Source organism: Flavobacterium chungangense LMG 26729 (genome assembly GCF_000735715.2).
GTDB lineage: Bacteria > Bacteroidota > Bacteroidia > Flavobacteriales > Flavobacteriaceae > Flavobacterium > Flavobacterium chungangense.
Genome location: NZ_JASY01000035.1, coordinates 1 through 14,661 on the forward strand (window position 1 = coordinate 1; position 14,661 = coordinate 14,661).

Annotated in this window: 6 protein-coding genes; 1 reads left to right on the forward strand and 5 read right to left on the reverse strand. The window is 36.6% G+C overall.

Annotation, left to right across the window (positions count from 1 at the left end; translation table 11 throughout):
• From JE46_RS23475 to JE46_RS23490, 4 genes are all read right to left on the reverse strand, one after another.
• Positions 1-2,771, reverse strand: a 2,771-nt coding sequence (locus JE46_RS23475; protein ID WP_035137077.1) for a beta strand repeat-containing protein, incomplete at its 3' end; no start/stop codon positions are given.
• A 499-nt stretch (positions 2,772-3,270) separates the two neighbouring features.
• Positions 3,271-8,154 carry a LamG-like jellyroll fold domain-containing protein gene (locus JE46_RS23480; protein ID WP_051873004.1) on the reverse strand — a complete coding sequence of 1,628 codons (4,884 nt, stop codon included), beginning with the start codon at positions 8,152-8,154 and terminating at the stop codon, positions 3,271-3,273.
• Positions 8,155-8,443: 289 nt separating this feature from the next.
• Positions 8,444-9,280, reverse strand: a complete 837-nt coding sequence (locus JE46_RS23485; protein WP_051873005.1) for a T9SS sorting signal type C domain-containing protein — start codon at positions 9,278-9,280, stop codon at positions 8,444-8,446.
• Between the two features lie 184 nt (positions 9,281-9,464).
• On the reverse strand, positions 9,465-13,553 hold the full coding sequence (locus JE46_RS23490; protein WP_051873006.1) for a glycine-rich domain-containing protein: 4,089 nt from the start codon (positions 13,551-13,553) through the stop codon (positions 9,465-9,467).
• A gap of 304 nt (positions 13,554-13,857) precedes the next feature.
• Between JE46_RS23490 and JE46_RS23495 the strand changes: the two genes are divergently transcribed.
• Positions 13,858-14,316 carry a regulatory protein RecX gene (locus tag JE46_RS23495; protein WP_031457736.1) on the forward strand — a complete coding sequence of 153 codons (459 nt, stop codon included), beginning with the start codon at positions 13,858-13,860 and terminating at the stop codon, positions 14,314-14,316.
• Positions 14,317-14,412: 96 nt separating this feature from the next.
• Here the strand turns inward: JE46_RS23495 and JE46_RS23500 are convergent.
• Positions 14,413-14,661: T9SS sorting signal type C domain-containing protein (locus tag JE46_RS23500; RefSeq protein ID WP_031457737.1), on the reverse strand; the 249-nt coding region annotated here is incomplete at its 5' end.

Here is a 14,661-nt window from a genome sequence, read left to right on the forward strand (position 1 = left end):
GGATTGGTAAAAGTTACATTTGGCGTACTTCCTCCCTGACAAACCGAAGCAGTTCCGCTTATTGAAGCTGTTACCGTAGGACGAACCGTTACGGTAGCTGAACCTGTTAAAGATGCAGAACACGTTGGTGCTGCTTGGTATACTGCACTAACCAGATTATAAACAAATGTACCAGCAGTTCCCGTTGGGGCTGATACTGTTGCTGTAGTACTTGCTCCCACGTTTACAGTTGCACTTGTCCCTCCATTAATATTATAAGTAACCGTTATGACTTCACTAAGCGGATTGGTAAAAGTTACATTTGGCGTACTACCTCCCTGACAAACCGAAGCAGTTCCGCTTATTGAAGCTGTTACCGTAGGACGAACTCCAGATGTTCCTGTTGGTGCTGCTACTGTTGCTGTGGTATTTGCTCCCACATTTACTGTGGCGCTTGTTCCGCCATTGATATTATAGGTTACCGTTATGGCACGGTTAAGTGGGTTAGTAAAAATGATATTTGGAGCGCTTCCGCCCTGACAAACTGTTGCAGTGCCACTGATTGTTGCAGTGGCTGTTGCATTTACTATAACACTATATGTTGCTGTAGCTGGTGTTACACAAGGTCCATTTGATACCGTCATAGTTAGAATAACAGTATTACCTATATCTCCCGTAGCAGGCGTATACGTGGGTGTTAATGTTGTTTCATTACTTAATGAACCAGCACCGTTATGTGTCCATGCGATTGTTCCATTCGATGAACTTGCGCCACTTACTGTTGCTGTTCCCGTCTGACATATCGTCTGACTGCCTCCTGCAGTAGCTGTTGGGCTAGCAATCGTAATTCTTACTCTTCCTGCACCTCCTGCACCACCGATATGGTCTGTAGCATCTGTAAGAAATGCACCTCCGCCTCCACCACCTGGAGCAACACCCGCATTTCCATCATTCTCATTTGTAGTTCTCTGTGCCCCACCAAGACCTTCAGGGCTAGTAGTATTTGCACCATTCCCTCCAGCTCCACCAATTGTTGTAGTTCCATTTGCGCCATTTGAACCTGGAGATTTTGTTATAAGCGTACCATTAGTAATAGTACTCGCACTAGATCCCGTTCCTCCACTAACAGTTGTATTATTAGGTGCAGAACCACCCGCACCACCTTCAGCATATATTGTACTTGTCGACCCAAACCAAGAAGGATTTCCCTGTGCTCCGGCTGCCGCTGTACCAGGTCTCACTGCTCCAACAGTTACAGTGTAACTTCCAGCACTAACTGGAATTGTCCCCATTATATAAGCTCCTCCAGCACCTCCTCCTCCACCTTTTACATTAGTGGCAGATGACCCTCCTCCAGCACCACCGCCGCCCCAACATTCAACCTGTAAACTGGTAACTCCAGCAGGAACAGTAAAAGAACCTGATGTGTTATAAATAGTAGATAACCCTGTCGAAACTGTTACTGATGGTGTAGTTGCTGTACAACCAGGCGCAACACTACTGGTAAAGGTAAATGTAGCACTTCCGGTCGCTACCCCCGTTACAAGACCTGCATTATTTACTGTTGCAACCAAATCATTACTACTAGTCCATATACCACCAGTTGTTGGAGACAAAGTTGTTGTAGATCCTGCACAAATATAATTATTGCCGGTAATACTTACTGTAGGACTTTGATTAATCCTAATTGTTACCTCATCTGTAGAAGCTGTACAAGGCGAATTAGAAATTGTCCATCTCAATATATAACTTGTTCCTACTGTCCCCGTAAATGTACTAGTCGGACTTGTTGGAGTTGTAACTGTACCACCAGTACCACTAACAATAGACCATATACCTGTTCCAGATGTAGGAGTATTAGCAGCTAATGTTACTGAAGTTAATCCACATGTTGCCAAACCTATTTGGTCTGCTCCAGCATTTGAAACTGTTGGTACTGAATTAATCAACACACTACCAATCATTGTTTTACAATTCGCAGATCCAACTATAGCTACTACTGTATAAGTACCCGCTGTAGATTGAGTACCTAAACTAATAGCAGCTCCTGTTCCTGCATAAACACTCCCAACGTTTGTTCCGTTACGCTGTAATTGATAACTAACTCCTACTTGAGAATTATTAAGACCCATTGCAGTATTAGTTCCTGCACATCCATTAGATCCAGTCATAACAAAATCTGTTGGATCACTTGCAGTAAGTTTAACATCATCAATAAACCAGTCATCTCCTCCTGTTGTAGTTAGACAATTTCCAGACCCAATAAGACTATTTGAAGATGATGCCACAAACTCAAGATCAGCAGTTGTTCCTCCAGTCCATGATGGAATTGTAAGTACTATTGTTCCTTGACCCAAAGCACTTTCAGGTATAGGCGGTTTAGGTAAAGTACTTCCTCCTACAGTTAAGGATAATCCTGTTAATGGTGTGTAACTTGCACCATTAAAAGTAACTATATTAGCATTTGTAATGGTAGTATTATTTGTTGGATTTGTAATTCTCATATAAGTCGTACCGCCAATTTTAACATCAAGAGTACCGCTTGTACCACAATTCATCCTATCGGCATTTTGACCTTTAAATTTAAAAGTAAGCGTCAATGTATTACCTAATAAACTAGTTACATTTTGTTTTAGAGATATATTACTTGCACCGTCTACTTCAATATAAGCCTCATTACCATAACGATACCAACCTGTAAGAACAGTTTGAAATGACCAATTAGCAGCATCAGCAGAACTATTAAATTCTCCTCCCTTAACAACATTACAGCCTGATTGTCCAAAACTCATTTGAAACACAAAAAAAGCAAAACAAAAACATATGGTTTTACTTAAAGATTTATTGAGAGTTGAAAAAGGCTTATAAAACAGATAAATAACGAACAAAAGTAATTTTTGAATCATACAGTAGGTGGTATTTATTTTAGATTTGTTTGGGACGTCGATTGCAATTATTAATAATTTATAATGGTTAAAATGTCAAAAAATCATCATAAAAAAGTTGCATAATAAAGGACAAAAATAAGTCTTCTGCAATTTCTTTATATGTGAAAAAATTTAAATTCGATTAAAAACATATTTATCCGATGTATTGCCATTTGGGATTGCAAAAAAAACAATTTAAAATGTAAAATCCTACTTATGTTTTCGGCATATTACGTAAAATTTGGCTTAATTTTTCTTAAAATCACACTTGAATAAACAATAACTATCTTAAAATCAAATAAATAATTAAAAAAAATCCGGTAGAAATCTACCGGATTTTTTTTAATAAAACTAAACTAATTACTTACCTAAATATAATTTTTCGTGTTTCAATATGATCATTTTCCAAAAATATTTTGACCAACAAAACCTGCTCTGCACTATTTAACTGTATGATTAAAAATTGATTGCTGTTTATTTTATCTTTTTTATAAATTGATTTACCTGAAATATCATATACAAAAACTGCATTAATGGTATCTTTTACTGAACTGATTGTGATGACTTTATTTTTGACCGCTACATTTAGTCCATTCTTGGATAATTCAAAATCGCCTGTACCCCAATTACTATTCGTATATCTTAAAACAAAACGATCATTGAAAGTTCCAATTTCTGTAGAAAAAGTATAATCTGCTATTCTCAAATCGTGGATTGTCTGAATTAATTTATCTTCAAGATATATTGCCTGATTTGCCAAAACTCCATCTGCCTGATTGATACCAATTGTAAAATTACCTGCAATTGTAGTTTTATATCCCAAAGGAACACTATCCCTATTGTCAAAGGGCAGAGCACGTCCCTGTATCACCAGATTATTATCATCATTGATGCTGTAAAAATCTACATATACATTACCATCAAAGCTAATGCCATCAAATTGATCTTCATAAGTATTGGTTGCCCCTTCAATATAGCCAACTAATGTTTGTTTATAGGCACCTCCGGCATTACTCAAATCCAGCCATAAACGATTTTTTTCCAGTCCTGCAGCTTTTCCAGGCTTAAAAAACTGATTATTATTTCCGGGAACACGCATACCGTTTGTAAATGCAATTGTCCCTTGTCCTTTTGCAGTTGCAAAAAATGATTGCCCTGCGGCAATTTTACCGGTAGGTTTTTTACCCAAATCAAGAGATGGATTATTATTATGTAGCGGATCACTTATTGCAGATACTCCTCCGGTTGCATTATAAGAAGCATAATCATTTGCTGTATAAACAAATTTATTTCCAATTGATGCAATTGCTGTATTGTGCGTCCAGAAATATAGGGTGCCTTGTAATATTGTATTATTGGCTAATAAAAATAAATCTGCATCTAAAGCCGAAGGATAAGGATTACCAATTAAAAAATTATGGGTTGAAGAAACTGCTGTTATTTCCTCTCCAAATATATTTCCATTATTTGGAACTCCTGTAAACTGAACCTGCTGAGAATAAGGAAAAACTACATTTTCTCCATTTGGCCAAAGTTTCGCTTTAGGTGTTCTGATACCATATCCTTTTCCAACTGTCATGTTAGAAGTTGGTACTTCCGTTTTCCATTTATTCAATGTAGAATTATAGGACAAATATTTATCCAATAACGTATTGGGTGAAAGCACATTAAGAACCTGAGTAGGAATTGGAGATGACCACAAGGTAAAATCAAAATTTTTCATAGGCTGAGAAATTCTCTTGTAGATTATATTTCCCGTATTACTTATGTCATTTGTTTGTACCAGACTCGCATTGTTTTCAAAAGTTAATGTCCCCCCTGTTGTTGTAACCGCATTGGTAATAGTAAAAGTATGACCTGAGTTTACTGTAACTGCAACACCTGAATTTACTGTACAGGTACAGCCACTTAAATCTCCAGTTGAACTATAAGTGCTTGCAAAAACAACATAATCATTAATCGTTGGCGGGCCTGGTGTCCACGAACCATTCCATGTTGCTGTTGTAATCACTAAAGGATTGATCACAATATTAGACGAATAAGCTGAAAAACAAGCATCTGTTTTAACAGCAATATTATATGTGTTATTTGGTGCAAGATCTGATATGGTTACACTTGTTCCGCTTCCTGAATAAGTTTGACCAGTTGAGAATTGTAATGTCCAGTCGCCTGCAGGAAGACCGCTTAACATAACACTCCCAAGTGGCTTAGCACATGTAGCCTGTGTAATTGCGCCTACAACAGGAGCTGTAGGACCTATATTTATTAATATCGAAGTAGTATTGGATGAAGTAATCATCATACCGCAAGAAGCATTTGCTGAACGCAATCTGTAATAATAAGTAGTGCCTGAAGTCAATCCTGTAACAGCATAACTTGTTACATTGCCTACATTTAAACCATTATAACCTGTAACCATTGCTGTAAAACCAGAATCTGTAGCTACATCTAAATAATATGCATTAGCCCCAACAACCGCATTCCAATTGGCAGTAAAACTATTACATGATAAAATGGCAGCGGCTGTCGCAACTGGAGTTTTAACTTGCAAAGTTTGATATTGAATAACATTAGAACTTGCACTCACACCACAACTGGTATTTCTGCGAACCCTGTAATATATAGCTCCCGGAGGAACATTTGTAATAGCATAAGTTGTTACCAGCCCGACGTTCAAATTATTGTAACCTGAAACAAAAGTTGTAAAAGCGGCATCTGTAGCCACATCCAATACATAACTTGTACTTCCTCCTACTGCATTCCAATTTGCATTAATCGTAGTAGTACAATTAGCTCCTGTACCGGCAGTTGCCGTCACCTCAGGCGCAGAACCTACTGTAAACGTTTTCGCATTTGGACTACTTACTCCTGTAAGCGCTACTGTTACTCTGTAATCACCAGGTGTCAGACCTGTTATATTTTTTGAAATTGCGATAACGGTACTGCTTCCTACCTTTTGCCAGGCATATGTATATGGATCAACCCATTCAGGAGAATTAACAAATGTGCCATTATAACCAGCAGGAATAGATGTCAAAGTTGTCCCTGCACCATCATAATAGTTATATCCGGCAATTAATCCTGTTTCAAACCCTGAATAGACAGTAGGACCAAAAGCAAGGCTTTGGATTCGTGATGCGGAAAGAGCCGTGCTGTAAAATGCGGTTTTTAAAATACTGCCTGTAAAAGTTTCTCCATTTGTATTACCAAAAACACGACTTCCAATTTTGGTAGTAAAGGCTGATGATCCATAATTTACTGTATTCACTACACCACCAGTAACAGGAACACTGACCCCATCAATATAAATTTTTACAGTCGCACCATCACCCGTTACTGAAACGTGGTGCCATGCCTCATTTCCTAATGAAGCCGGAGTAAATGAAGCGGTTACTGGACCTGTGGCCGGACTCCAGAATTCTAAAGTTGAAGAAGATGCAAGACCAAACTCCAATGCATCATTCTGACCAAATAAACTCATTCTGCCTGTTATATCAGATGCTTTGAATTTTATCCAGCCTCCCATAGTAAACGCACTCCTTGCTGAAAGCATACTACTTCCTAAATCAATATAATCATTATCAGCCGCTACAAATTTTACACTATTGTTCATGTTAGTTACTGTTATAGAGCCATCGTTTGCGCTACTGCATGAAGCTACACCAATAGTACCAACAGGCTGGGGTAACAAAGGAAAAATTGTCATCTCAGTCGTTGCGCTTGTACATCCTGCTACACTATAGGTTATGGTATATGTACCTCCTAAACTTGAAGTTAGATTCACTTCTCCTGTAGCTGTACTTACAAAACTCAATCCTGGTGGAGTTGCTGAATATGTACCGCCTGTTACACCTGTTTGTGTGACTCCAACATTACCGGTTGCTATAAATGCATTACCTGGATAAGAAATTGAAGGCGGTTGTGAAAATTTATATACCTGTCCTGTCGCAGGTTTTGCTCCAAGGGTAAATATAAAAGAACTTGATGTCGTGGTTGGACTTGCACTCACATCATTAAGAAGCAAATACTTTCCATTTGCATCATATATACCTATTGTGGCAGATGGAAATCTCAATGCTCCGGCACCCTGTTTATAAATGTATTCTATATTATTACTTTTCTCATATAACCATATCTGAAAAGAAATCGCATCATTTGCTCCATTATAATCCCATTTCTGTTTGGAAAATTCAATCTTAAAAATTCTGTTTGGGGCGGTACCCGAAGTTACATATTTTGGAACTACGGTAAGTTCAATATCATCCCATAATGCAAATAATGCCGGCTTTATAATGTTTGCATTGGCTATATTATTGGTGTAATTTTGAGCTGCTGTTGGATTAGGCGATGCAAATGTGATCCACCCATTACTGGAAACCCTTATATTCGAATAAAAAGCTCCTGCAAAATTAAAAGTAAATGGTAAAGCAACCGAACTCGAAAGTACATCATCTGAACTTGCCGCTAAACCCGGCACATCTGTAGTAGACAATAAATTATCGTATGTTCTCGAACTTGCCGAAAAACAATAGTTATTTGCTTCTAACCCTACTGCAGCCGGAGGAGTAAATCTATAAATTTGTCCTGTAGCGGGTTTAGCACTGATATTGGTTGTGAAAACATCTGATTGTGCCAAAGGAGTTCCGGTAGAATTATTTAATGTCAAATATTTACTGGCTGCATCATATATTCCTATTGACGCACCCCCGGCAGCATTATTTACAGCAACGGCTCCCTGATTGTATAAAAATTCAACAACATTTGTTGTTTCAAATAACCATACCTGAAACGAAATTACATCTCCAGCTGCTCCATTATCCCAACTTTGTTGTATCCACTCTACCTTGAACCTTCTGTGCGGCGCAATACCGGTTGTTATATATCTTGGCTTGACCGTACACTTTAAATCATCCCATAAAGGAAACAAAATTGGTTTCCTGGTTTCTGCATTAGCCTGAGTATTAGCATTAGAATCAGTAGCCGCTGCTGAAAAGGAAAGAAAACCATTAGAGGAAACCCTGATTGAAGTGTAAGCTACACCAGCAAATGTAAAGGTAAAAGGCAAAGTCACAGCATTTGAAATGGCATTATCATCAGTTGCATTTAATGAAGTATCAGTAACACCGGGAACACCTGTAAGAGGAATATAACTTCCCTGAACGGCGGTAAAAGAATAATTACTTGCTGATTGCCCATACGAGTATACAAAAATTAAAAAGAGGCCTAGTAAAGTGTATATCTTTTTCATTTTAATTCAATATTTAGGTTAAGATTTTTCTGTATAGTAAAAACTGTTCTAAATCCGATTAGGGGATTTTAAAATTCTGAAAACATATTGAAATTTAGATCTAAAATATTGACAATCAGAAACATTCTTTAACTTAAATAAATTAAAGATTGCCTCAAAAAAATTAAATTTGAGTTCAATGATATCGACTATTTTTTGCAAGAAGTGTTTGCCCTTTTTATAAAATTTAAGAAGGCATAAAAAAATCCTATAGCTTTCGCTATGGATTTTTAATTCATTTTATAAATTTTTATTGCAATATTGCTTTTTTAGTAATGGATTGACCATTTTCTAAAAGCACTTTCAATAATAAAATTTGTTGGGCAGAAGGTAAATTCTGAATTACAAACTGTGTATTTCCAATGTTTTCCTGATTTGATAATTGTTTTCCAAAAATATCATAAACAAAGATTTTGTCAATATTTTCGACATTCGAATTTATTGTAATTATCTCATTCTTAACTCCAATTGAAATTTTTGTCTTTACATCTTCAAAATCCTCAGTGGCTAATGTATTATTAGTATTGGTATATCTTAACACAAATCTATCGTTAAAAACACCTGTTTTTGTAGTAAAAGTATATCCCTGTTCTCTTAGATTACGAATTGTTTTAGTGAGTTTGTCCTCTAAATAGACAGGCTGATTGACAAGGACACCATCTGCCTGTCCTATAGCAATAGTAAATTCGCCTGCTATGTTTGTACTAAATCCCAAAGGCACTACATCAGATTCCTTAAAAGGTAAAGCACGCCCCTGGATAACGAGATTTCTGCTCAGATTGATACTGTAAAAATCGATAAAAGCATGCCCATTAATAGACACTCCGTCAAAATCGCTGTCATACCCATCAGTTGCTCCCTGAATATAACCAATTAGCAGCTGCTTAAATGCTCCTCCTGTATTAGTCATATTAAGCCATAGACGATGTCGTTCAAACGCATTTGATTTTGACGTTTTTTCTGATTCAAAAGACTGGTTGTTATTTCCCGAAACCCCCATTGCATTATTAAACACACTACTTTTTGATTGTCCAAATGAGCACATAAAAATCATAAACATGCCCGCTGCAATAAACATCTTTTTCATCTTAATTTGAGATTAAGTTAATACTTCGGATTTAACAAAAAAAAGAACATAACGTTTTTTAATTTTATAAAAGAACAGTATTAAGTTAACATTATATTTTCAAAAAATAGATAAAAAGCAAATAAAATCGATTAAATACAAAACAGAAACTTAATTTAAGTTTTTTCATTAAACAACTGTGAAATTATTTTGAAGTTGTAATAATCTTTTTAGTTATAATGTGATTATTCATTAATACAATTTTAGCTAATAAAACCTCATCCTTAAATTTGAGATTGCTTATAATTACCTCGGGTGCAGAAATTGCTGAATCATTATAAATTAACCTTCCCAAAACATCATAAATAAATACTTTATTAATGTTTTCTTTTGCAGAATGAAGCCTTATGTTTTTATTATCAATCCAAACCAAAACATTATTATCCGATTCAAAATCATCAATACCTAACGTTTTATTAGTATATCTTAGAACAAATCTATTGTTAAAAATACCTGTTTTGGTTTTAAACGTATAATCACTTTCTCTTAGATCATTAATTGTATTTGTTAGCTTGTCTTCAAGATAAACAGGCTGATTACCCAGCTTTCCATCAGCCTGACCTATAGAAATAGTAAATTCTCCTTCTATGATTGTTGAATATCCTAGCGGGACTAGATCAGAATCTGTAAAAGGCAGGGCACGTCCCTGAATAACGAGATTACTACCTAAGTTGATACTGTAAAAATCAATAAACAGATTTGCATTTAAAGATACTCCATCAAAATCGCTGTCAAATCCATTCGTGGCTCCCTGAATATAACCAATTAGCAGCTGCTTGAAAGCTCCGCCTGTATTAGTCATATTAAGCCATAGACGATGTCGTTCAAACGCATTTGATTTTGAGGACTTGGCTGGTTTAAAAAAATGATGATTATCCCCAGAAATTCTCATCTCATTATTAAATACAACAGATCCATTATTAGTAGCCTTGGCAAAGAAAGATTGTCCTGCAGCTATTTTACCATTTGGAACACTCCCTCCTGAAGCAGCAGGTAATGTCATTGTACCGCCTATTCCATTATAAGAAGCATAATCAGCAGATGAATATTTTCCTCCATTTAGAGAAATATCAGTATTATGAGTCCAGAAATAAATAATACCCTCCAGAATAGCACTGTTGTTAGGATTTTCAAACAAAAAAGCATCTGCATCAATTGCAGAAGGATAGGGATTACCTATTAAATAAGTAATTCCAGCCACTACTGCACCTCCCGAAATATTACCATTATTAGGAACACCTATAAACTGAACGGGTTGTGAATAAGGAAAAACTACATTCTCACCATTTGGCCAAAGTTTGGCTTTTGGAGTTCTTATCCCATATCCTTTTCCGGGAATCATTACTGTAGTTATTGGTGGTTCGGTTTTCCATCCGGTTGCTGTATAAGAAAGATATTTATCTGATAAGGTATTTGGAGATAAATTAAACAATGTCTGTCCTGTTACAGGTGATGCCCAACATGTAAAATCAAAATTTTTCATTGGTTTAGATATTCGCTTGTATATAATATTACCTGTATTAGCAACATTAGCTATTTGTACTAAACTGGCATTATTTTCAAAAGTCAATGTCCCTCCATTGTTAACAATTGCTTTGTTTATAGTTAATGTATCATCACTACTTATTACAACATTAATTCCTGAATTTACCACACAAGTGCAACCATTAATATTTTCTAATCCTCCCCCTGTTGTAGTGTAATTTGAAGCAAAAATCAAATTTTGATTGATTGTAGGACTTCCGTTTGACCACCCGGTGTTAGTATAGGAATTGGTAACAAGATTGTTGACAATTACACTTGCAGAAGAAGTCGATATACAGCTTCCCACATATTCAACAGTAAATGCATAATTTCCTGGAATAAGATTCGAGACGTTATAGGTAGTTCCTGTACCGGTATATGTTGTTGATACTGTACCTATTTGTTTAATTATCCAGGTAACTGAGGCTGGTAATCCGCTTAAAGTTACACTGCCTGTAGATGTAACACATGTAGGTTCGGTAACTGTTCCAGGTATTGGCTCAGAAGGCTTTGGTACAATAGTAAGCTGTATAAGCTGAGTAACTGAACAATTAACATTCTGAATGGTCATTACCCCCGAATAAGTATTAGCAGCTACACCAGCCGGAATCTCTATTGTATTTAGATTTCCTCCGCCCGAAGAAAAAGCAAATGCAGTAACACCCTGGTTTACTAACCCAGCAGTATTTGCAGCGGCATTCCATATGATACTATAATTAAGGGGTGTGTTAGTTGTTGCACTGTAAGGTAATGTAGCAGTTTGAACGCCCGTATTAAAACAAATATTATCCAGTGTTCCAGTTGTAGCAATAGTAGGTAAAGGATTTACTGTTACAGTTGTAGTTGCAGAATTCACAGCATCGCAAACTCCATTTTTAACAATTGCCCTAAACTGTGTAGTTTGTGTTAATGTCCCTGAAGTATAAGTATTAATTGTATTAGCAATAGGTGTCCAGGAAGAAAAAGGGGCTACCGAAGATTCCCAGCCTGTAATCGTTCCTGTGTAGTCAGACAAAGTCAATAAACCACTTGTATTACCACTACAAATTGCTGCAGGGGTATCAATTGTGCCTCCAACACTTAGAGCATTAATCGTAATTTGTATAGGTTGCGTTACTGAACAATTAGCATTTAAAATAGTCATGTTACCTGAATAAGTATTGGCCGGTACTCCTGCCGGAATGACAATCGTATTCAAATTTCCTCCACCAGAAGAAAATCCAAATGCAGTACCCCCCTGGTTTACCAATCCGGCTGTATTGGCTGCTGCATTCCATGTAATACTATAATTAATCGGCGTATTCGTTGTTGCTGTGTAAGGTAATGTAGCAGTTTGAGCGCCCACATTGTAACAAATAGTATTGGCTATTCCTGTTGTAGCAATTGTGGGTGAAGGATTTACAGTGACAGTTGTAGCAGCAGAATTTAAAGCATCACAAACGCCATTTTTAACAACTGCTCTAAACTGAGTTGTTTGAGTTAATGCATCAGATGTGAAAGTGTTAGTCGTAGCTGTCAGTATATCTGTCCACGTAGAAAAAGGACTTACAGCATATTGCCATTTTACTACAGATCCCGTATGACCAGATAATGTCAATAAACCACTTGTATTACCACTACAAATTGCTGCAGGGGTATCAATTGTGCCTCCAATACTTGCGGCATAAACGTTGATTGTTACGGTATTAAATGTACTTGTTGTATTAGTACAAGCTTCTGAAGTAAGATTGGTGACGGTTATGGTACTTGTACCTGCTATATTTAATCCAACTGCTGTAAAGGTTCCTGTTCCGGTTCCTCCGGTAACAGACATTGTGGCTGTTAACCCGGCTGCATTAGGATTAGTACGACTGTAAGTCACCACATAGTCTCCGTTGGGCAAAGATGCTCCACCTGTTAATCTTACTAATGTGGTTGTCCCTGCTGTTAAACATAAATCGTCTGCAGTAGTTGCTGATGTTAGTCCATAAGTTGGACAGGTATAAACAACATTTAGCTTCCCATTCCCTCCATTTCCTCCTTTTCTTGTTGCACCAAGCGATAATAAAGATGCGGCACCACTACCACCTCCTCCTGGCGTTGCACCATCTTTTCCATCGCCAACCGCTAATACACCATCTGCACCTGCTCCACCACCAGAAACTCCAGCAGTCCCACCAGTTGCATTATTAGTATTACCTCCGTTAGCAGTTGTACCCGCTCCACCACCTCCACCACCGGAGTTTATAGAAACAACACTTAAAAGAGCAGCTGTTGCCCCGTTTCCTCCTGAATATTTTATACCAGTTCCTGAAGCTGCCCCTCCGGCTCCTCCGGCTCCTAGAGTAGGATTACCAAATTTACCTCCAGCTCCTCCATTTGCAACCACAGTTGAAAAAAAAGTTTGCTCACCATCAGCACCATTATTTGCTCCACTAAAGCCAGTTCCTCCATCTCCCACTTTATAATTTAGAGTACTTGCAGGAGTTACAGTTAATGCAATAACTTTACTATAAGCTCCACCTCCGCCTCCGCCTCCTGCCCAAAGAGAAGCCAGTGTCGAAGTAACACCTCCGCCTCCGCCTCCGGCACCCCAACATTCTACACTCAATGAAGTAACCCCTGCAGGTACTTTAAAAGTACCTGCAGTTGTAGATGGTGGCGAAAAAGTGATTTGAGACCACGTAAAAGAATAAACAAAAAATAACAGAAAAGGTAGTTTTAGTCTCATAACAATAGAGTTTAAAGATTAAAAAAATCAATTAATTCTTAGAAATATTTATGAGTGGTATTGAAAAAGAAAATACTGCCAGAACTTTGGGGTTTGTCTGGAACAGCTACTTTTTCTCAAAAAAAACATATTTACTAAACAACTGAATTTAAGTTGCTTATAATGGGGGTATTTCAAATGTATAAAAAAAAACAATTCAAAATGTTAAATTTTCCTACTTTTTAATTGTCAGAGAAAAGTTTTATCACAATTATATTAAATCAGTTACTTTTGTTTTCAGTTAAATTATATTTCATTTTTAAATATGACCATCAAAGAAGCATTACAAAAACTAGAACATTTTTGTGCTTATCAGGACCGCTGTCATGATGAAGTAGTTACAAAACTCCATTCTTTGAAAATGTCTTCAGACGAAACAGACATTATTATCGTAAAACTCATTGAAGATAATTTTTTAAACGAAACACGCTTTGCGTGTAGCTTTGCGCGCGGTAAACATCGAATCAAAAATTGGGGAAAAATTAGAATTGTAAATGAATTAAAAATCAGACACATATCTACAACAAATATTAATCTGGCTTTAAAAGAAATCACACCAGACGAATACGAAGCAACATTTAATCAGGTTTCTGAGAGATTTTGGGAAAATTTAACCGAAACTAATTCTTTAAAAAGACGAAAAAAATTTTGCGATTATATGCTTAGAAGAGGATATGAGAGCAATTTAGTTTATGATAAAATGAAAGAACTTGAACTATTGTAAGGTTATTTACTGACTGATATTTTCCTGCTCTAATCAATATCAAAAAAAATCCGATAACTTTCGCTATCGGATTTTTAATTTTACTACTCTGTTATCTTAATTAAAGACTACCTTTTTTGTAGTCTGGTAACCATTGTCCAAAACTACCTTTACCAATAAAACCTGTTGGGCAAATGGCAAATTCTCAATAAGCAACTGCAGATTATTTACATCCTCTTTCACATACAATTGTTTGCCTGAAAGATCATAGATAAATACCTTATCTATGTTTTCTGATGTTGAATTTACACTAACTGTTTTGTTGGCAATCTTAACCCAAACTGCATCATCTGCCACTTCAAAATC

What these genes read in the sequence shown, in the direction of transcription:
- JE46_RS23480 (WP_051873004.1), bottom strand. Translation starts at nt 8,154, where the DNA reads ATGAAAAAGATATACACTTTACTAGGCCTCTTTTTAATTTTTGTATAC.
- JE46_RS23485 (WP_051873005.1), bottom strand. Translation starts at nt 9,280, where the DNA reads ATGAAAAAGATGTTTATTGCAGCGGGCATGTTTATGATTTTTATGTGC.
- JE46_RS23490 (WP_051873006.1), bottom strand. Translation starts at nt 13,553, where the DNA reads ATGAGACTAAAACTACCTTTTCTGTTATTTTTTGTTTATTCTTTTACG.
- JE46_RS23495 (WP_031457736.1), top strand. Translation starts at nt 13,858, where the DNA reads ATGACCATCAAAGAAGCATTACAAAAACTAGAACATTTTTGTGCTTAT.